Source organism: Ignavibacteria bacterium, from assembly GCA_015709655.1.
Lineage (GTDB): Bacteria > Bacteroidota > Ignavibacteria > Kapaibacteriales > Kapaibacteriaceae > OLB6.
Window position 1 is genome coordinate 1,257,149 of the sequence record CP054181.1, and the last position, 22,415, is coordinate 1,279,563.

11 protein-coding genes are annotated in these 22,415 nt (G+C 51.6%); all 11 read right to left on the reverse strand.

Translation table 11 applies throughout. The annotated features are described in order from the left end of the window. Window positions 1–56: 56 nt before the first annotated feature. The gene (locus HRU79_05040) at window positions 57–12,497 is read right to left on the reverse strand and encodes a T9SS type A sorting domain-containing protein (GenBank protein QOJ26044.1); all 12,441 of its coding nucleotides are present in this window, start codon (window positions 12,495–12,497) and stop codon (window positions 57–59) included. Window positions 12,498–12,998: 501 nt separating this feature from the next. Beyond that, window positions 12,999–14,009 carry a GTPase ObgE gene (gene obgE / locus HRU79_05045; protein QOJ26045.1) on the reverse strand — a complete coding sequence of 337 codons (1,011 nt, stop codon included), beginning with the start codon at window positions 14,007–14,009 and terminating at the stop codon, window positions 12,999–13,001. Next, window positions 14,006–15,283 carry a hypothetical protein gene (locus HRU79_05050; GenBank protein QOJ26046.1) on the reverse strand — a complete coding sequence of 426 codons (1,278 nt, stop codon included), beginning with the start codon at window positions 15,281–15,283 and terminating at the stop codon, window positions 14,006–14,008. Before HRU79_05050 ends, obgE begins: the two co-directional genes overlap by 4 nt. Before the next feature lie 42 nt (window positions 15,284–15,325). After that, entirely contained in the window at window positions 15,326–15,694 is a 369-nt protein-coding gene (locus tag HRU79_05055; GenBank protein QOJ26047.1) for a hypothetical protein, read from the reverse strand. Beyond that, window positions 15,691–16,293, reverse strand: a complete 603-nt coding sequence (locus HRU79_05060; protein ID QOJ26048.1) for a sigma-70 family RNA polymerase sigma factor — start codon at window positions 16,291–16,293, stop codon at window positions 15,691–15,693. The genes HRU79_05055 and HRU79_05060 overlap by 4 nt, the downstream gene beginning before the upstream one ends. Window position 16,294: 1 nt before the next feature. After that, complete coding sequence (gene radA, locus HRU79_05065; protein QOJ26049.1) at window positions 16,295–17,695, reverse strand: DNA repair protein RadA; 1,401 nt, start codon at window positions 17,693–17,695, stop codon at window positions 16,295–16,297. A gap of 65 nt (window positions 17,696–17,760) precedes the next feature. Beyond that, window positions 17,761–18,606, reverse strand: coding sequence for a hypothetical protein (locus tag HRU79_05070; GenBank protein QOJ26050.1), 846 nt, complete (start codon window positions 18,604–18,606; stop codon window positions 17,761–17,763). Further along, a complete protein-coding gene (locus tag HRU79_05075) occupies window positions 18,606–19,967 on the reverse strand; it encodes a hypothetical protein (protein QOJ26051.1) in 1,362 nt (453 codons plus the stop codon). Before HRU79_05075 ends, HRU79_05070 begins: the two co-directional genes overlap by 1 nt. Next, window positions 19,964–20,491 carry a hypothetical protein gene (locus HRU79_05080; protein QOJ26052.1) on the reverse strand — a complete coding sequence of 176 codons (528 nt, stop codon included), beginning with the start codon at window positions 20,489–20,491 and terminating at the stop codon, window positions 19,964–19,966. The genes HRU79_05075 and HRU79_05080 overlap by 4 nt, the downstream gene beginning before the upstream one ends. Continuing rightward, window positions 20,491–21,375 (reverse strand): ATP synthase F1 subunit gamma, encoded by an 885-nt coding sequence (gene atpG, locus HRU79_05085; GenBank protein QOJ26053.1) that lies wholly within the window; start codon window positions 21,373–21,375, stop codon window positions 20,491–20,493. Before atpG ends, HRU79_05080 begins: the two co-directional genes overlap by 1 nt. Window positions 21,376–21,442: 67 nt before the next feature. Then, the gene (gene rfaD / locus HRU79_05090) at window positions 21,443–22,402 is read right to left on the reverse strand and encodes an ADP-glyceromanno-heptose 6-epimerase (protein ID QOJ26054.1); all 960 of its coding nucleotides are present in this window, start codon (window positions 22,400–22,402) and stop codon (window positions 21,443–21,445) included. Window positions 22,403–22,415: the final 13 nt, after the last annotated feature.

A 22,415-nucleotide genomic window follows, 5' to 3' on the forward strand; every position in this document is an offset into this window, starting at 1 on the left:
GCACATCCATGATGGACATGCCCTTCTGATTTACCATGCTAAGCTATCTGAAGGTCTTACTGACGTACAAGGCGTACCGTCCAGCGCTGGCTACCCGAGGTAATTACAACGTTGTACACACCTGTTGCCAGAGTACCCATTTCCACGTTCGACTTGAAGTGACCACCGTTGGCAACAGCGTCAAGGCTGAGAACAACCTCACCGATGTTGTTTACCAGTTCGATATGAACGTTACCGGCTTCGATGGACTTCGATTCGATGGTGAATGCACCGCTTGTTGGGTTCGGGAATACCACGACATCAGCGCGATATCCTGCAACCACATCATCTTCAGCAACATCTGTGAGACGTACCGGATATGCATCCGAGAGAGCCTTACATACATTGTTATCAGAGATTTCTACGCGGTAATCACCTGTCTTCTGAACAAGAAGCTGTTGTTCGGTTGCACCGGCAATAGCGGTTCCATCAAGATACCACTGATATGCTTGTGCTTGTGTTGATACGGCCGTCAGAGTATCGCCCATACGCTTGATCGACGGACGATCAGGTGTTGGGTTAACAACAACGTTGGTTTCAGGCGAGGTTGCTGAGCAGCCTACTTCGTTGGTTACAATTACCGAGTAGGTTCCGCTTTCAGTTACAACGATCTTACGGGTTGTTGCACCGGTTGACCAGAAGTAGCTGGCATAGCCTGCCGGAGCTTCGAGTTCTACTGCACCACCATCACAGAATTCGTTCGGGCCGTTCGATGCTACGATTGGCGGAACCGGATTGCTCATGGTGCACATTAACGTGTCGGAAACACCTGTACATCCGTTGGCATCAACAACTTCTACGTAAACCGTATCAGATTGTGTTACCCAAATCGAACGACCAGTGCCATAGTTTTCACCTGATGTTGAACGCCATGTGTAGGATACGTAGCCGGCTGGGGCACGAACTTCTACACTGTCACCAGAGCAGATTGTGGATTGGCCGATAACAGTAAGGATTGGTGTTGGCTTCGGATTAACGAATACGTCAACTACCGTTGATGTACCGGTACAGCCATTACCGTCGGATACTGTTACTGAGTATTCACCAGCCTTGGTTACTTCGATTTGTTGTGTTGTTTCACCGGTTGACCAGAGGTAGGCGCTGAAGCCACTCGGAGCGGTGAGTGTTACACTACCACCTTCACAGAATGTGGTTGGACCACTTACTGTTACGATTGGCAGCGAGCTTGGGAAGACGTTCACGGTAATCTCGTTCGAGGTGTTCGAACAGCCGTTCTCGTCGGTAACGGTTACGCTGTACGTGCCCGAGGTGTGAACAACGATGCTCCGGCCTGTTTCGCCATTACTCCATACATAGGAAGCAAAGCCGATTGGTGCCGAAAGGGTAACGTCGCCACCCTGACAGAAGGTTGTCGGACCCGAAGCTGTAATTGTTACGCTCGGGAGCTCGTGAACAACTACCATGAACTCGTTGGTCGAAGAACATCCGTAGGAGTTGGTTTCTCTTACACGGATGGCATGTGTACCAACAACTGTCCAGCGTACGTTGATGTTAGCAGTTCCCTGACCGGAGAGGATCGGGTTGCCACCGGAAACAGTCCATGAGTACTGATTGCCGGCTGTGCCTACAGTGCTGTACGTACCTTGTGTATTCAAGCATACTTCGGCCGGACCACTGATGCGTGGGTTCGGTACCGGGTTGATGGTTACATCCAGGGAAGCTGTGCTGGTGCAGCCAAACGACGAGGTTTGAACAATCGTAATCGTGCCAACAGTTGGTGCGCTGGTGGTGTTTGTCCACTGAACGCTAACCGACGATGATGTTGAACTGCTAACGATTGTACCGTTGCTTGAAACGCTCCATGCGTAGCTGATGTATCCCTGGTTGCTACCCATTGCCGGGATGCTTGTGCTGTACGAAACCGTATTGTCCGTTACCGGGTTGTCATTAAGATCGGTAGCACATACTACAGATGGGCCTGTAATCGTTGGTACCGGCGGATTCGGACGTACGCTAATTCCTCTTGTGTCTGAGTTGATGCAGCTCATGCTTGGCAGAACGTCGGTTACCCACTCAGTTACCTGAACAGAACCACTAATGGTGTTCGGCCAGCTTGGATCTTGCCAGGCAACCGTAATGGTGTTGGTTCCCTGACCGCTGGTGATTGTACCGCCTACAACAACCCACTGATAACTGTTGCCGGTTACAAATGGTGTTGTGTACTGCTGCGTGGAGGCACCGCATGGGTTAAAGTTACCCGAGATGCTCGGCGTAGGAGTTGGGCGGATGTCGAATGTGTCCTTGTCAGTGGTGATACAGTCAGAGCCAGGAATGGTTTCCTGAACTGCAAGAGTACCCTGACCAGCCGGACCCCATGTTACCTGAACGGTATTGGTGTACTGACCTGAGATGATCGTACCACCGGTAATCGTCCAGATGAACGTGTTGCCAGGTGTTGCAAATGTTGTATAGGTATGCGTGCTGTAGTTACATACGATACCCGGACGACGTGCTGGCGGATTGCCATAGCCGGTTGTGCTGTTGATGAACGGTGTTGGAATTTCGTTCACCTGTACTTGCATGGTTGCTGTTGTGGAGCAGCCACCGGCAATGTTTGTTTCCGTTACACTTACAGTGTGCAAGCCTGGTTGGATCCACTTGATCTGAATTGAATTCGAATACGGATAGCCAACAATCGGGGCAAATACGTTCGACGGGGTGATTTCCCATTCGTAGGCACTGCCGGCTACATACGGTGTGCTGTACACATGATCCTTGTTGATACATGCTACGTTGGCACCGTTAATGTTCGGTGTTGGCTTGTAGGTTACAGTTACGTTTTGCGTCTTCACAGTTTCACAGTCTGTACCTGTTGTTGTTTCAACAACGGTAAGTGTCTGACTGCCTTGCTGCGTCCAGTTGATAACAACTTGATTGCTTGTGCTGGAACCGATGATGGTACCGCCGGTAACCGTCCACTGATACGAGCTCGTAGAATTAAACGGTGTGCTGTAGGTAATGGTATCGGTTTCACAAGCATGGTCAACAGGACCAGCAGGTGTTACGCGTGCAATTGTGGTTGTGGATGGTGTCGGAGAAACAACTACCGATAGGGTGGCTGTAGCAAAACAGTTGCCTGAAGCATTTGTTTCTGTTACAGTCAGCGTTTGTGTACCGGCTGTTGTCCACTTCACCGTTACGGTTGGTGTGGTTGTTGCCGAAGTAAATACGCCACCTGTTACCGTCCAGGCATAGGTGCTGCCTGCATTGGCTGTGGTAGAGTATGTTTCTTCGGATTCCGTACAAACGTTTGCATCACCAACAATGGATGGTGCCGGTTGGAATTCAACCGTTACGTTCTTCGAAAGGTCAACTTCACAGTTGGTTCCGTTTGTCTTGATGTTCACCTTCACGGTTTGTGCGCCAATTGCCGTCCACTGTACTGTGATAGCATTGGTACCTGCACCGCTGGTGATTGTACCACCGGTAACCGTCCAAACGTAGGACTGACCGGCGATGTTGGTTACGCTGTATGGTTCAACCGAGCCGTTGCAGACAGTTTCTTTACCTGCAATGGTGGTTTGTACCGGTGTTTGATTAATGGTTACAAGCATTGAGGTTGTAGCGGAGCAGTTACCGGTAGCGTTTGTCTGTACCAAGGTAATTGTTTCTGTTCCTGCCGTCAGCCATTCGATGGTAGCCGTAGGTGCGTTGGTTCCGGAGGTAAAGGTACCGTTGGTTCCACCAAGTGACCACAGGTAGCTGTGACCGCTGACTGCCGTTACAGAGTATGTGGCTACGTCGCCTGTACATACAACTGATGGGCCGGCAATTGTCGGGTTGGGCTGATCTTCAACCGATACGTTCAGCGTAAGTGTCTTTTCGCAGTTTGTGCCGGTTGTAGAGATCTTAACCTTTACTTCGTTGGTTCCAAGCACGGTCCATTGTACGTTAATGGAGTTGGTGCCTGCACCGCTGGTGATTGTACCACCGGTTACTGTCCAAACGTAGGACTGACCGGCGATGTTGGTGACGTTGTAGTTCTGTGTTGAGCCTTGGCAAACAGTAGCCGGACCGTTAATGTCGGTTTGAGCAGGTGTCTGACCAACCGATACATTAAGGGTTGCAACTGCGCTACAGTTACCGGTACCGTTGGTTTGTGTTACACTCACGGTATGTGTGCCGGCAGTTGTCCACTCAACGGTAATTGAATGTGAATTTGTACCGCTGGTAATTGTTCCGCCACTGCTTACCGACCATGAATATGTATGGCCTGCCACAGGGTTAACGGCATAGGTTACGATGTCGTCGGTACATACTGCAGCCGATCCGGTGATCGACGGTGCGGGTTGGTCTTCAACCGACACATTCTTAACGAGTGTTACTTCGCAGTTTGTACCGGTTTCACCAATTACAACTGTTACTGTCTGGTTGCCAATGGCCGTCCACTGAACAGCTATGCTGCTTGTGCCCTGACCAGAAGTAATTGTTCCGCCTGTTACGGTCCAGTAATAGGTATGTGAGGCTACGTTCGAAACACTGTAGGTGTTTGTCGTGCTGCCGTAGCATACTGTTGCTGCACCAGTGATTTCAGTGTCGGTTGGTGTTGCACCAACAGTGACTGAAAGTGATGCAGTGGCCGTACAGTTGCCTGTTGCGTTGCTTTGCGTTACGTCAACTGTCCAGGTTCCGGCAGTTGTCCATTCAACCGTGATCGAGCTTGAATTGGCTGACGATGTAATCGTACCACCACCGCTGATGGTCCAGCTATAGTTGTGTCCGGAGACAGCTGTTACGCTATAGGTGGATACATCTTGTGTACATACGATGGACGGTCCCGTAATGGTCGGGTTCGGCTGATCTTCAACGTTAACGGTTTGCGATACAGTCTTCGAACAGTTGGTTCCGGGGGTTGTCTCGGTTACTGTGAGTGTTTGTGCACCTACAGTTGTCCATTCAATTTGTACCTGGTTGGTGTTGTTTACGCCACCAACAAAGTTGCCGCCTGTTACCGTCCACAGATAGGTGTAACCGGAATTGAGCGGGGTTGAATAGGTGATAACCTGGTTAACACAAGCAATTGCTACTGCTGATGTCGGAGCCGGGCTGATTCGTGAGATTGCCGTTGATGTTGGCGTCTTGCCAACCGATACCGTCAGAGTGGCTGTTGCGGTACAGTTACCGTTTGTTTCAACAACCTGAACGGTGCGGTTTCCGGAGAGGATCCATTCTACGGTTACTTCATGCGAGGTTGTACCCGACAGGATGTTGCCACCCATTGTTGGTAAGCTCCATGAGTATGTGCTGCCCGGTACCGAAGGCGTGCTGTACACTTCCGTGTTGCCGGTACAGGTAATTGCGTTGCCTGTGATTGCCGGAACAGGTTGATAGGTTACGCCCACATTAAGGGTTTCGGTGTCGGAGCAGTCACCGGACGGATTCGTCACGGTTACTGTGATTGTTTGTGTTCCAACGTTTGTCCACTGTACCGTTATCGTTTCGGTTCCGTTTCCGGCCGTAATGGTACCACCGGTTACTGACCATGCAAATGTGTATCCGGCACCTGCAGTGTAGGTTGATACACCGTAGCTGATGGAGCTGTTGTTACAGGCTGTGTTAGCCGGTCCTGCCGGTGAAACACGGTTGATGCCTGCAATTTGTGGCTGGTCTGTAATGGTAACCGAAATCGATGCTGTTGCGGCACAGCCGCTGGCTGTGTTTGTTTCTGTTACACTGATTGTAGCAGGAAGAGTTGATGCCGGAACGGGGTTGTTAAACTGGATGGTTGCAGCATTGGTAGCAGCTCCTCCGGTAATTGTTCCGTTAGCACTAATCGTCCATGCATAGGTGTTTCCGGCCACGTTCGGCGTGCTGTATGTATGTGTGCTTAAGCCGCATACGGTAAGCGGACCGCTGATTGTTGGTGCCGGAGCATCCACTACGTTTACGTTTTGCGTAACTGTTGTGGTGCACTGGCTGCCGGTGTGCCACTTGTTAAGTGTAATTGTACCAACACCAACTGAATTCCAGTTGACTGCGATAGAAGCAGCTTCATCATTGCCCGTTATTGTTCCGTTCGTTACGGACCACTTGTAGGAGTACGTTGGGTTAGGAGCTACAGGGTCAGAGGTTGTATAGGTAACTGTCTGACCAAGACATGCTCCGCCTACGGTACCACCTGCCGGTGATACACGGGTAATGGTTGGGTTTGGCTTTTCAAGAATCGAAATAACCTTGCTAACTGTTTCGGAACAGTTGGTAGCAAGAACTGTTTCTGTTATTTGAATTGTGAAGCTGTTACCACCACCGATGTCGCCGGTCAGCACCGATACCTGAGCCTGGTTATTACCGGATTGAATGGTGGCATTGCCTGCGGTAATTGTCCAGTTGTAGGTGTTGTTTGGCGAGTTGTCGGCTGTTGAATATGTAACAACTGAGTTGTCGCACACCTTTTCAGGACCGCTGATCGCCGGTACCGGTGTCGGTGCAACTGTTACAAAGAAGTTTGTAACGTTCATACAGCCGGCAGCCGAAACCTGGGTCAGACGGATAAATGCGTTCGGGTTTGGTGTATCATTCCAGTTAACGGAGATGGTGTTCAGTCCAACACCACTGATGTTGGCTGTGTCACCAACTACGCCGGTGCCCATACCACCAACAATCTGACCGCCAATGACTTGCCAGTTGTAGGTGTCGGTTGGGTAGTTGTCAGCAATGTACACCTTGCCCATGTCGCCCTGACATACGGTTGTTGGACCGTTGATCACAGGTTGTGGCAGCGGGTAAACAACTACGTCGTGCGTGATTGTTGTTGTACAACCGCCATGCGATGGTGGCAGTGTAACGTCAACTTGAACTGTTCCAATGTTCGTGCCGCCGGTGGTGTACCATTCGGCTACGATCGTTGGTGTGCTTTGACCACTGCGGATGGCACCGCTGACAACGCCCGTAGGCATCGTCCACAGATACGTTGTTCCGGCAGGGAATACACAGGGTGCAGGTCTGGCAACAGTGAATGTGTCAAGGTGTGATTCGAATCCGCCGTAGATACATGAGGATGTTGGACCAAAGATGTCTGCATCCGATACGGTGGGCTCAATCGTTAGGTTAAAGAATGCTGTGTCTGTACATCCCCATGCATTGGTTGCAATCATGCGGATGGTTTGAGCCAGCGGGTTGTATGTTCCGTCACAGTTCAGCAGGTGGATTCCCCAGTTAACCACAAATGGGTTCACTGTGCCAGATGCTGACGATGTTGCAGAGGTTGGTGTGGTTCCAGCCGGAGGTACGGTTGTAATTAACCAGTCAAAGTACATTGGAGGAGCCGGTGTAACCGGATCAGCCGTGTAGGTTGCTGTGGACGGACCACATGATGTAGCCGGTCCGGTAACAACTGCTACAGGTTTTTCCCATACTGTGTAGTTGATTGTTCCGTACGGTATCGGACATGCCGACGGTGGAATCGGACGCGGGTATGTAACATTTGTTACTAACCGAGCTACGACTTCGACGTTTGGTATAACCACCGATCCGGAAGGATTGGTCGGCTGAATAAGTACCGAGTTAAAGGTTGTTGAAACTGCTCCGCCTGTGCCTTGCAGAATTACCTGTGGCGAGAGGAACGATCCGTTTGCACGGACTTCGTACTCTACACCTGCTTGTGTGTTGGCAAGGTTAACAGTAATTTCTTCTTCCCAGCAGACCGGATTCGGTGTAAATGTAACCGTCGGATTTGCAGGGTATTCAAAGATGCGTGCACCCGGTTTTGCCGTCATTGTAAACGGACAGCCACCTGCTGGTGGTCCGAGCGGTGCTACGGGTATATAGGCATGAATTTCATACTGATAGTTATCGGCTGCAAGTAACGGGCCGCCATTTCCAAGGCCGGTTGTTGTGTTATCTGTAAGTGGTAACATACCTCCGTTACCCATGCCGCTAATGCCGGTATAAGCAAATGGTCCGCCAAATGGTCCGCGCCACAGTTCATACATCACGTGTGTCTGCGTTGGCTGACCTACGGTTCCTACGTTAATAACCACGTTGTCGCCGTCACAGACCAGCGGTGTTGTGTTTACAACCGGGATGTCGTTCGGTGTGTCAAAAACGTGGACAGTGATAGACGGGGTAACCGATGTACGCAGCCATTCACATGGACCAGCGATATCGGGTGTAAATGCCTGATCACGAGCAGTGATTCTGAAAACGTGGTCAGTAATTGGCGATGATGTAATGGTAAGTACGGATGCGGGAACAGTAATGTTGATTGCTGCTCCTGTACCGGCTACCGGTGCGATGCCTGCATCGTTCCAGGTAGTTCCGTTCCATTCTTCAACACGGTATGATAAGCCAATCTTGCTTCCAGAAAGAATCAGGTCAATTGTGTTGCCTTCGCAAACATTGTCGCCGGGCATGCTCGACGTTGTTGTAAGCGTAAGCGGTACATTGGGAACAATTGGAAGGGTGATTGTTGGCTCAATTGATGTTGCAAAGCAGGGTGCTGGCGGCGGACTGTTCGGGTCGCTGGTAAATACTAAGTACTTAACCTTGCCCGGTGTGGGTCCGGTCCAAACCACCATTGCCGATGTAGCATTCAGTGCTGCTGTTGTGTTTGTGCCTACGCTTGTATAAGCACCCGGTGTTCCGGTGATAATAATACCGTTGGTAACATACCACTGATACCAGTGATTTGCCAGCGGGGTGGGTGCACTGTACGTAATAATCCGGGTTGGATCAACTGCCAGCGGACCTACTACACCCGGTGTGGCAAAATACATCGAGTCAACACATACCTGGTCTTGTGTTGCGTCAGTGATAACCGGTGCCGGCTGCGGGTTGGCAGGCGAGGCAACAACGTTCATGTCGTAACGCTGGTCACGGGTACACGTACCATCGTCAGCACGCAATACCAGTATGCGCGCTCCAGTGCCTCCCCAGTCTGTAATACTGATTTGACCAACACCAGGTCCCCACCCATACGTGATGCTGGCAGATGTTGGTGCCACGATCGAATAGGTATAACCACCGATATAGTTTGTAATCGTGTAAACTTGGGGGTAAATTCCGTCACAAACGGTTTGCGGGTCCGGCAGGTTCAGCAGCGGACGTGTGGGCCGTGCTGTAACAGTATTTGGTCCGAATGTCTGTGTTACTACGCATGCTGCAGGTGCTAAACTGTCCTTTACCGTTACGGTAAGGTTAAATGTTCCACCGGCAAGAATGTCAGCAACTGATGAGTCACCTATTACGGCGGTAGTCCAGCTTCCGGTGGCAGCATTACTTAATATCCACGACGAGGTGATCGTAGTGGCACCCGAATACGGTGCTCCGGTCGGCGTGATGGTAAACTGCCAGTAGCGGTTTACGCCACCACCGGGATAAGCGGAAGCATTGCCGGTAAGAGTGTAGGATCCACCAACACAAATCGGAGCGGGCACCGTTGGTGCTGCCAGGGTTGGGTTGGGAATAATTGAAATCGTATTGGTAAAGGTTTGCGTACAGCCGCCAACACCCGGGTTGGTTACATTAACAGTAACATTACCGGATACGGTACCCGGTCCAGGGTTGGTAAGCGAAATTGTTGCACTTGGATTGTTGGTGGCACCAAGATAGGCAACGTTAGCCGGTGTTGTTGTTGACCATAAATACGTTGCACCCGGCAGAACTGTTGAACCCGTTGGGTTGAACGTTACTGTTGCCGTTGCACCATTACATACCGCTGTTGGCGAAACCGAGATTGTGCCGTTTGGCTGCGGGTTGATGGAAATTGCATACTCACGCTCTGTTGCACAGCTTCCTGGTGCAGGACCGGTTTCAACAATCCGGATACGACCGCTGGTTACACCGGCATTCCAGGTTACTCCGAATTGACCTGTAGCAGGGTTCAATGCTACAGAATATACACCACCTGAAAGTACCGTTATCGCCCATGTACTTGTATTAGGCCAAGGACCACCAATTTGGTAGGTATGAGGTCCGGTTCCGGCACAAGGATTTCCGGCAATACCGGTTACATACCCCGGACCGGTAATTGTTTTTGGTGTTGGTGATGCCACGACGTTAACATTCTGCGTTACAGTCTTCGAGCATCCGGTTGCGACGATGGTTTGAGTTACTGAAACTTGTTGGGCTCCCGGAGAAGTCCAACGTACCTGCTGGGTTGCATTGGCACCAACGGCGTTAATATTCGTTACCGTTGAAAGTGCCGTAGATACAAACACACCGTTGGTCACAGCCCAGTCAAAGCGGTCGGTGGTACTACCTTTACCCGGCGTAACAGTAACAGTATAGGCATACTGAGCCAGGTTCTGTCCATTTTCAATTGGTCCACCAATGTAGGTACACTGATCTGCCGGTAAAGGAGCTGATAACACAGGCTGAGGCTGAATGTTTACTGTTACTGTGTGGAAGGTATGCACGGTAGTACATCCGCCGGAAGTAACTTCTGTACACTGAACACGATAGGTAGCGGCACCGTTCCAGTCAATTGTTGCTGAATTGTTGTTTGGTGGCGCACCGGTGACCAGTGTATAGGTTGTTGGGCCGGCAGCAACAGGTACGTTCGATGTGTTGGTTACAGTCCAGGTATATGTAGAACCTGCTGTTAACGGTACTGAATACGTACGGGTTTCATTTTCGCATACGGTTGTTGCTGCTGCGGTTGGAGGTACAGATACAGGAACCGTCTGCACAACTTGTGCAACAGCAGGTACACCGTTAATATAGATGGCCGTTGCAGCCGAGGCCGGGCCAACGCATGAGCGGTGTGCACCTGGTGAACCATAGACGCCTGTTGCACCACCGGTACCGTTTGAAGCTGTTGCTACAAGGGTGGCGGTAACATTTGTGACAGAATTACCCCACGTAATCAATACATTGTTCGTAGAGGTAACAATGTCGGCTGCACCCCCGGTGACGGTTGTACCGCCAATTACCGTTCCGGCAGGCGCTCCACTGAGCTGCCAGCGGTAGTGTGTTGCACCACCAGCAGTACCGGCTGCAGTTGCAGTATAGGTACGAGCTGTACCGGCACATGGGTTACCACTAGCTCCTGGAAGTGCCGGCGGGTTAATGCCACCGTTGTTTGCCCCACTACCGGTTATTACCGGTGCATCCGGTGTCCGGTACACTGTATATGCAACACCTGTACTCGTTGTCGCACAGAACGGAGCTACCGAAAGGGCTTCTACAACAGTCAGGGTAACACTTGTACCGCTTGGACTTAATGATGCATTATTATATGCTATTGTGGTTGTTGCGGCTGCGGTTGTACCATTGGGAGTAAACGAGGCAACGGCAGCTGCAGGTGCTGCACTCCATGTATAGGTATTTGTTCCGTTTGCCGTAACGCTTGCCGTTCCCGTTGCGTCTCCACAACGTGGAGCTGCGGGATTTGTAATAACTTGTGTGGCCGGGTTTGCAACCACCTCAAATGTCATGTCATCTTCTGCAGTTTCGGTTGCGCAGCCGTAATAGGTGTAGGTTACAACTGCCTTGTAGGTGTGAGTGCCTACACCGCGGTATGCGACCGGAACACTATAGTTAACTGAAGAGGTTGGAGTAATAGGCGGGTTGGGCGATGCTGCCACGGTACCCATCAACGTAGCGCCATCATAAAATGCTACTGATACATGGGCATACGCTGCACCGGTGACCGGGTCCGACGTGTATAAAGCATCGTTAACGGCACCAAAGGCAACGCCGTCGTCATTATAGGCAGCGTCACCAGTGGTACCACATTCATTCTCGAAGCCGGCAAGAATACCAATGACTCCACCGGGCTGAGGTACGTTATCTAACCGCCATTCAATTCGGCTGGGTGTACCGGCATACCCGTTTTCGTAAATGATAAGCTGGCCGGTAAACAAATTAGCCTGGAATGGATCTACGTACGGGACGTTGTTAAACGTGATAACTAAGTAGTTACCGTTCGCATTTTGCTGTACCTGCCACCAGATGGCACCACCCGCTCCCGGGTCAAGGTCAATATTGGCAAGGATAACGGTTTTGTTTGGTGCAGCCGCATTGGGAACATCGGCCGGATTAATACCGGTGTTCAGGTTGTTCAGGAACGTAATGAACCCGTTCGAGCTGAGATAAAACCCGTCGTTGGTAAGGTTGATCAGCTCTCCATAAAAATTAAATATGAAGTTGCCGCCACCTACCTGCTGAGGGTTCTGCTCGCCCGTTAGCTGGTCGTCACCAAGAACAATGTTGTTCACAGCACCGTTGCCAACACCGCCGGCACCTTGTGCAAGCGGAGCTGCCCATGCACCGCCGGCAGGCGCCGAGGGATGGGGCACGAGGCGGTTGGTAACCGTGGTCTGCAGCTGGAACGATGTTCCAAGACATTGCGGCGACCCAGGGCTGGCCGAAATTGAAATTTGCGACCACAAACTTGGCGGCGTGACGGCTCCCAGCAATAGTGCCAGAAGGAACGTCAGCACCACATACCCGGAACGCCGTTGCGAACCAGGAGTTGCGGAACCAAAGGAGTTCATACGATCCTCCGAAAAAATATTATGATTGATATTGGTTATTTCTGTTTGCATCTGAATAGTGTCTCTAACAGTCGGAAACGCCAATAGGCGCCGTTGGCGCCGTGTTTTTGCAATGTTGTTGTGTGGATTGACTGGGTTCAATCCGGCCCGTTTGTAACGATGTATCATACTGTCCATTCCCCGCTTCGATCAATGAAACGGAGCATACCGCCCCCCAACCGGGTAAGCGGCTTCACTAAAGTTCCGCTAAAATACCGAGTTGTATCGAACACGCCAAAAAAAGCTTTGCACCGACGCAAAATTTCTGCTCCGGCGACAGCGTTTTTGATCAGCAATGTTTCATGTATCAAATGCATGAAAAAATCTAGTGATGATGAATGAAGCACCTGTGAAAGCTACTTCACAGGTCACACTATACAATCAATCTACCCCCCTGATTTAACAGGGTTTGCGGTAAACTGACTATGCAGCAGTTTCTGTCTGTCAATGATTGTGCCAAGTTTATTGTTCACTGGTGGCACTGCGTTGTTCCGCTACCGGTTTCCATAATAATTCGAGTACATTGTGTACACCTTGACCGGTAATTGCCGAAATCAACTGTGCAGATGTACCCTTTACAAAGGCTGTTTGTTCCAGCGCTTGCTGCTGTTCACTACTCAGGGTATCTGCCTTGGTAAGCAGCACAATTGCCGGTTTTTTACCAAGTTCTTTTGAGTAATTTCCAAGTTCGGTACGCAGCACATCAAGGTCGGCGGCGGGGTCGGGGCTGGCTGCGTCAATCATAAACACCAGGACGGCGGTGCGCTCGATATGCCGGAGGAACTGGTGCCCAAGCCCCCTTCCCTGATGAGCGCCTTCAATAAGTCCGGGAATGTCGGCAATGGTAAAGGAGCGGCCTTCGCCCAACCGTACCATGCCAAGATTGGGTACCAGGGTGGTAAAGGGGTAGTCGGCAATCTTGGGTCTGGCGGCTGAAACGGTGCTGATAAATGTGCTCTTGCCGGCATTGGGGAATCCCACAAGTCCTACATCCGCAAGGAGTTTAAGCTCTAATTCCACAACAAGCTCCTCGCCGGGAGTGCCGGGTTCAGCGTATCGGGGTGCCTGGTTGACGGCGGTGGCAAATTCGCTGTTGCCCCTGCCGCCGCGTCCGCCACGGGCAAGAGTAAATTCGGTACCGTCACGGTCCATATCAACAATCTGCTCGCCTGTTGCAGCATTCCGTACCACGGTACCGCAGGGTACGCGAATGATAATGTTGGCACCGCTCTTTCCGGTACAGCGGTTTTTTCCGCCTTCGGCACCGTGATCTGCCTTGTAGGTGCGGCGGTAGGTAAAGTCCATCAGGGTTCCCAACTGCCTGCTGGCAACCAGGATTACGTTGCCGCCGTTGCCGCCGTTGCCGCCGTCGGGCCCGCCCTGGGGGACGAATTTTTCACGTCGGAAGCTGATATGACCTTTGCCGCCGTTGCCGGAGGCAACGGTGATGGTAGCACTGTCGATAAACTTCATCGGTACACCATGTGCAGGGTATGCGAAAAATCCATTGCCAGCGATGAGTTCGGATCTACTCCCTGACGGGCAAACCAGAGGTCTAACCGTGATGCAGCATCGCGCCAGAGACCGGCTTCCAAAATTTCGGCAACGGTTTCATCCATCCTGGTAAGGTTGCCTGCAAACAATCCGTCTAAAAACCGCTGCTGAAGGTAGGCGTCGGCTTCACGGTGAAACCGTTCAATTCTGGCGCTGGTCGTGTGGACGGCTGAGGTACGGGTACCAGCGTCGTCGGGTTCTGACTGAGCCGGCGGGTAGGGTTCGGCCGGTACGGTGGGTTCGGCAGCGTCTGCGCCGTTAGCAGCACTGTGCATTGTTGCTGCCGGTGCCGGCACTACCGGGTGTTCCATAGCGGGTTCGGCAGACACCGGAGTATCGGGATTATCGGTATCCGGTTGCGGAGAGTTGGCCGGTTGTGTTGGTTGTCCAGCGCCTTGCTCTTCGATTTCAAGAATAACCTTGTCAATAACCTCCAGGAAGCGGGTACGCGTTAGCCACCGCATGTCTTCGCGGTACAGCAACCGTTCCAGTTCCTGTGATATTGGCACAGCCCCTTTATCGTCCAAAAAAATGATGGCGGCTTCCGTGGGTATTGTTTGGGGTGGGGCTTCGGGGTTGATTTCAGCAAAGTATTCGTACAGCGGGTCCAGCATCTTTACGAATTCTTTTTGCGAGAGGTCAAGGATGGCGTCGTTGTCGATTTTCTCAACAATGCGTTCGAATTCCACGATGGAGAGGATTTCCATGGTGGGGCTGCCATCGGCACCGCGCAGGGCTGCCCATGAGCGGATACCATTGGTAAGGTAGTCGTAGTCATGCAGATAGTTCAGCCGCAGGAGTACCTCATGCAGTGGCTTGGTGGGTTCGCCGCGGAAAACGAACCATTTGAGTGTTGTACGAGGCCTGCATAAAAAGTTAAGCCGGGTTTTTACTGCTGCTTCCATGGTGGCGGCAAGTTCCTCATGGTCAAAACGCGCAGTGCGGATATAGGCTTCGTCAAGTTTTGCAAACAGTTCCGTCAGCACGGGGTCGGTAGTGTCGAATCGCGGGTTCGACGTCCGCAAAGCCCGTTCTTCGTATAGCCACCATGCAACCTCGGCGCCAAAAAAGGTACGGTAGGCCAGATGCACCTCGGCATTTCGCGATATGTGTGCAAAGGATACGTAGGGAGCTGTGGTTGTTAACTGTTGCTGCAGAGCCTTGCGTGCTCTGTCCAAATCTTTCTCAAACATGCGCAGTAGTTCGTACGTGAACCGGCAATTTACGCACCTTCCCTACTCACCGGTAATCACCCGCATCTGGCGAACCCTTTTCCGGGGCTTTGCCGGCTGGCTGATTTCGGGCATCTCGTGTACTGGTGCGGGGGTAAGGTTGTGCAGGTTAACATGGGGCAAGGGGCTTGGGCCTCTAACAACCACAATGGGATTCGACGCAGAGTAAATTGAGTAACTCACGGCGGCAAGCGTGAACACCAGGGCGATGGCAGCCACAGGAAGCCAGCGGTTACTCCGAATGCGCCTAAGTGTTTGATCTACAAACGTTTCCGGTGCCTTCACCTCGGGAAGTCGGGCAAGCATGACTCGTGTAAGGACGCCATGGGTAAAATCCGGCGGAACGGTTACCGGTGCAAGGATGGTTCTCATGCTTTTTCTCCTGAACTTCCGAATACTTCCACATACAAGCCCTGAAGCTGTTCCTGCAGTTTTTTGCGTCCGCGGTTGATCCGGCTCTTTACAGTACCAAGCTCCACCCTGGCAATTACGGCTATTTCTTCGTACGATAGTTGCTGGATGTCACGCAGAATTACCATCTCGCGGTAGGCCGCCGGTAACTTCATAAGTGCCGACTGCACCTGCTGTGCAATGTGGTCGGAGTCTATCCGCTCGTCGGGACTATACGTGGTATCAGCAACCTCCCATTCGGCAGAATCATCGGTACCGGAATTCATTTCCGAAAACGATACACCGTACTTTCGGCGATACCGGCGCAGTTCTGACCGGCACAGGTTGGCGGCTATGGTGTACAGCCAGGTGGTAAACCGAACGTCGGAATTATATGTGTGGGAGAATCGGTACACTCGTACAAAGGTTTCTTGTGTTATGTCAACTGCATCGTCATAATTTCCAACAAACCGAAAGGCAAAGCTGCAAATGGGATCCATGTATCGTTGCATAAGCTCAACAAAGCATGTTTCGTCGCCGTTAACCAGTTCTGCCAGTAATTCTTCATCGGTTCGTTTCACTCTATTCTCCCCCGTATCCTTGTTTACGTTTTTGATTTGGAATAGTTCCGCTGAATACGTCATGAATCACGTTTGTAAGACGTAATATATTTTTCCGGTCACCGGTTTCACCGTTTTTTGGTGTAGTACTCCGGGCCATGTGCAGGTGTTCGATGCCAAGGCGGACGGCTTCCTGGGTGCGAACGTCACTGAAGGCTACGGGGCGGACCTCGCCGGCAAGACCAATCTCGCCAACAAAGGCAGTATTGGCGGGTATTGCCGCATCGGCAACACTTGATGTGATTGCCATGGCAACGGCTAAGTCAACGGCAGGGTCCTGCACGCTGAGGCCACCGGCAACTTTAACAAATACGTCCTGCTGACGCAGGTTCACACCGCCCCGACGTTCAAGAACGGCCAGCAGAAGCTGGAGCCGGCGCAGGTCGTAGCCAGTGCTAACCCGCTGTGGCTGTGAGTATCCGCTGGATACTACCAGGGCCTGAACTTCTACCAGGAGCGGACGTGTGCCTTCGATTACTGCGGCGATAGCTATGCCGGGCTCACCGGCATGCCGGAGTGCTCCAAGTGCTTCACTCGGGTTTAACACATTCCGGAGTCCGCCGGACGTCATTTCGAACACACCAATTTCGTTGGTGGAGCCGTAGCGGTTTTTTAGTGACCGCAGTATCCTGTACGCATACATTCCCTCGCCCTCGAACTGCAGCACGGTGTCCACAATATGTTCCAGCACCTTGGGTCCGGCAATAAAGCCATCCTTGGTAACATGACCAATCAGGATCAACGGCACGTGGGTGGTTTTGGCAAGTTTTGTTAGCAACGCAGCGCTTTCACGCACCTGCGCCACGGTACCGGCACTGCTTTCAAGGTTTTCGCAGGTAATTGTTTGTATGGAGTCCACCACGACGATGCAGGGATGGAGTGCATGAACGGTTTGGACAACGGTTTCAACATGTGTTTCGGGGAGTACTTCGATGGCGCCGGTAATGCCCAGTCTGTCTGCCCGCTGTTTTATCTGGTACACGCTTTCTTCACCGGTAACATACAATGCCGGTGACTGCGGACTGCCCATGGCGGCACACACCTGCAGGGCAAGGGTGCTTTTACCCATACCGGGATCGCCGCCCAGCAGCACCACGCTTCCCGGCACTACGCCGCCACCCAGAACCCGGTCCAGTTCGGCCATGGTGGTACTTGCACGCACATAGCCTGCACCCTGAACCTGTGGCAACGGGACGGTAGCACCTGCCCTGGCACCGGCGTTGGACCGCGTCCGTTTGGCTGACGGTGCGGTCTCCTCGGTCATGGTTTCCCACATGCCGCAGGCCGGACAGCGGCCCACCCATTTTGTGGTCACATGTGCGCACTGTGAACACCGATAAATACTTCTGCTTTTTGTGCTCATGTGTTGCTCGAGTAAGGCACTGTAAAGTGCCGGTTTCCCCCGTGATGATGGAAGGGGGCTTGGGTTTAGGTGTAATGGTACACGATATCTGTAACGTGAAACTTGCCGTACTCAAGGTCGCCCTCGGGTAGATTCCACACAAATACGACCTGCTGTGGTATCATCACACCTTCAACTTCGGCATAATCCTTACAGAGCATGGTAAAGCTCGTAGGTTCAAAGCCGCTCTTGGTGTCACGGTACTTACTGTTAGTGGTAATTTTTTCTACCTGTCCGATTTCATTAACGTGGAATTCAGCATCAATACGGGTCTGCCCGTCGGTAATTACTGCCAACGCTGTGTTGTGGTTTATGTGCCGCCATTGCAGCGTGTGTGTGGGCAGAAGTCCGGTGGGAAGCCATACCAACTCACTGAGGAACCTAAACAGCATCGACTCGTTGGTTTCCTTGCCCTGGAATTCTTCCAACGTCAGCGCACCAAACAATTTGATGTGCCCCTTCCCTGTCCCCTGTACATACCCCAGCTTGGCAGTACGCCACCACAGAGCATGATGCCTGAGTACGGCATCCCATACAAAGCCGGGTTCCATGCCGGAGAGGTATTCGGTGGCGCGTACAGAAATCCACGGACGGTTGGCACCGTGCCTGAACTCAGCGGTTTGCTTTAGTATAGCATACCGGATGTTGGGCTGACCTTCCTTTAAAGCATAGGTTAGATACCGTTGAACGGCAACGGGCAGCGACGTAATTCGCTGAGCACTAAATCGGGGTAACGATTCCCTCCCAACCGATCTGAGCAGTTTCCCAATGTACCGTCTGACAAATAGCCGGGCAATAACTGCGCTTGCCATCCACAACACAATCAAGGTTGCAGCAGCCGTACCAACAATATAGAGCAGCTTTTCTGGCATCACTGTTTCATCTCCCACGTCCGCATTCGGGAACTCCAGCCTGCAAGGAGTGCACTTGCAGCAATGTAAAGATAGATGATTGGCACCAGCTTAAAAACTCCGCGCCGCAAAGTCTGCTCTACAATGGCCGCCGAAAACACAGTTCCAACCAGCAGTAATCCTGTTACAACAGCTCCAAGCCAGATAAGGAGCTGCACCGATCCTGCCGACCGGTATTTTACAATGCCGATAACAAGTACGACAACAAATGCAAGGAAGGTAATTCCCCATAGTCCGTAGTTGGCGAGAACGTTTACAAAGAAGTCCAACGTAACCTGTACAAACCGCGATACGTCAAATGCTACAAGCTGGGATGCCGTGCTTGGGCGCACCGGCAGGTAGTATTGCAGAAAGATGCCGTTCCAGAGTGCAAACATGAGAAGGGATAAAACACCGGATGCAGCCAGAAACGTGATTTTATTTTCGGCTGTAAGGGTACGCCGCCATAAAAGGACAAGGCCCGCCAGAGCAAGGAATACCAGGATGACGGTTTCGGTCCGTGACCATGCGGCACCTGCCAGCAGGATGGCTGCAGGCCAGTACGCAGTAGCTGTTTTCTTCTCGAAGGTTAGGTAGGTAAGCATAGCAGCCATGCACCAGTACGCAGCATTCAAATAGTCCGTCTGCAACAGATAGGTGTAGCCCAGCAGCTCCGGTGTTAAGATCAGCAGCACAAACAGGATGTTGGCAAGGAACGGGTGGACAACCTGACGTAAGACTCCCCAGAAACCCCATGACACAAAAAACGCCGTCATACCCAGCCATAATTGTCCGTACGCAAACCCGGCAATTCGGTACATCACCTGCATCAGCATAGCAAATGGTGCATAGAACGGCTGGTTGCTTAGGTTGTTTTGCAGCAGTGGCTCGGTAAACACTCTGTTAACGATTGTGCCTTCTTCAACCGTTTGCCGCGCTACAAGGTCAATACCGGCCATGGCATCAAACGGCGTTACCGGCCAGTACCAGCTTGCCCATATCACGTAGTAAGCCGTTGAGCCTACAAAAGCCATCATTGCCACATCGTACATCGTGAGAGTTAACCGCGGTTTACTGAACAGCCATTTGTAAAATTCGTTACAATGCTTCCACCACAGGTGTGGCACCACAACAGCCAGAATGCCGGTGGCAATCAGCATGGTATCGTTTAATCCCAGCCGGAACAGATCCACGCCGAAGAACAGGACGGAGTGTACAAACATGCCCAACAGGAAGGCAACAGGAAGCACGATGCTTCTGGGCATCCGTGTTCTTGTAGCCCCCATGATCCCCATGCCAGCCACAATCTGACCCAGTAGTAATGTGATAAAGCCCGGGTTCATGGTGCTGCCTGCGGCTGAGTGGTTACTGAACCGTGCTGTACTGCTGCCTGATATTCATGAAGAAGCGAGTCAATATTAATGCTGCCCCCGGGTCGGGTAATTGTAATTGCCTGTGGCTCAAGAGCGATGTATGCATTTGCCATTCCACGCCGTGCAGTATCGTTCCATGCAACAACAGGGGTAAATCCGGCCATGTATGTAAAAATCCTGGGATCGGTCCAGGATGCCTGCACCGATATGTACCTGTTGGCATACTCCGGTGGCGGAAGCAGGATGGTGTCTGTAGCCCTGCGATTTGCAGCTATCCACTGCGGAATATGGGCGTTGGCTACGTGCCGCATCAGCATCCGGGTATTCCACGAGCTGATACGCATCAGCGAATCCAATTTCTCGGAGTAAAACCCGATTCGGGAGTCGTACGCCCGGGCGTAAACGTTTAGTGTCCCCAGGTGCGCCTGATACAATACCGTAAGCAGTGCTACGGTAACGATTGTTAATATCAGTGACCGAACCGAGAAGAACATCAGTGGGCTACCAGCGCTTCGGCGCCGCCTACAATTTCCAACATCTCTTTTGTGATAACGGCTTGTCGCTCACGGTTGTAAATAAGCTGTAGCGACGAGATCAGATCTCGTGCATTTGTGGTAGCATTTTCCATTGCAACCATTCGGGCTGCCTGTTCGGCAGCATTCGAGTCTAATAGTGCGCGCCAAACCTGGGTATGCAGATACTTTGGCAGGAGTGATTCAAGAATGTCGGCACGCGTAGGCTCGAAGATATAATCAACTGCCGATCCTGAGTGTTCAGTTTTCTGTGCAGCGGGAATAATCGGCAACAGCGGAAGGATTTTTACTTCCTGCTTGATAACTGAAACAAACTCATTGTAAATAAGTTCAATAATGTCGGCACGGTGGGTTAAAAACACGTCCGATGCGTGGTCGGCAATCGAGGTTGCCGTTGAATACTCCAGTTTAAAAAAGGCATCGGGGTGACTGGCGATAACTTCGTGCGACATTTTGGAGAACTGGGCTACAGACTTACGGCCAACGGCTACGATCTTAATTTCTGCGCCGGGATACTGTGCCTGCAGCTTGTCAATCCTGTGCTGAACTGCCCTGAACAGGTTGGCGTTAAATGCGCCGCATAAGCCGCGGTCTGATGACAGTACGGCAATTACGATATGTTGCACCGAGGCACGTGCTTCAAAGTACGGGTGTACAAAGTCCGACTCGGCCATGGCGAGGTTACGCAGAATCTTCTCCAGTTGCCGGGCAAACGGACGGGCGGCCGTAATTGCATCCTGAGCACGGCGCAGCTTGGCAGCAGCAACCATGCGCATTGCCTGAGTGATTTTCGATGTGTTGCGGACTGCAACGATACGGTTTCGGGTTTCTCGTAATGTAGCCATAATCTAAAGTGCTGTGTCGGTACGGGTTATACGTGAGTTTACATTCCAAATATTGCTGTAATGTCTGTTATCTGTACGGCCAACTGGTAGCCAGGTACTGCGTAACATATTCGTTAACTGCCGCCTCCAGAGTATAAAACGCTGTCCCGGGCATCTTTGCCCGAAACGTTGTCAGGTCTGCACAGGTGTGATTTTGATACTGCCCTGCCAGTGATTCCGGCATGGGTATGTACTCTATCGCCGCTGGAACGTTTGCTGCCATGCAAACGGCTTCAGCCAGGTGGTTCCATGTATTTGCGATGCCGCTGCCAAGGTTGATAATTCCGTTGATCTCCTTGTTGGCAACAAGTGTTAGTACCACGCTGACGGCGTCGCGCACGTACACAAAGTCACGTGTTTGGTTACCGTGGGCAACGTCCGGGGTATCCGACATAAACAACTGAATCTTGCCTGTTGTTTTCAGCTGGGTGTATGCCTTCCACACCATGCTTGCCTGTTTGCCCTTGTGGTATTCGTTGGCACCAAAAACATTAAAGAACTTCAAACCCACACATTCCGTGTCCAGATGGTTGTCGCGAATCCATTCATCAAAAAGATGTTTGGAATAGGCATACATGTTCAGCGGTCTAAGGTCTCGTTCAGTATCAAAAAAGCCTTTATTTCCGCTTCCGTAGGTTGCGGCCGAACTTGCGTACACAAATCGTGCGTTGTGGCGCAAGGCAAACTCGGCAACCTGCGTTGAGTAAACAAAATTGTTATCGTACAAATAATCGTTATCGGTACTTGTTGTGGCAGAGCATGCTCCCATGTGAATAACTGCATCAATCGTGCCCCAGTCGTTGCCATCCATGCGACTCCTGAAATGCTCTTTCGACATGATGCTTCTGTACGACTTACCTGCTACGTTCTTCCACTTATCACCCGTGCGGAGCGAATCAACCACAATGATGTCCTTGATGCCGTGCTCATTTAACGCTGCAAGAATCCAGCTTCCAATAAACCCTGCACCGCCTGTAAGAATCACCATTGTGCTAATTCCT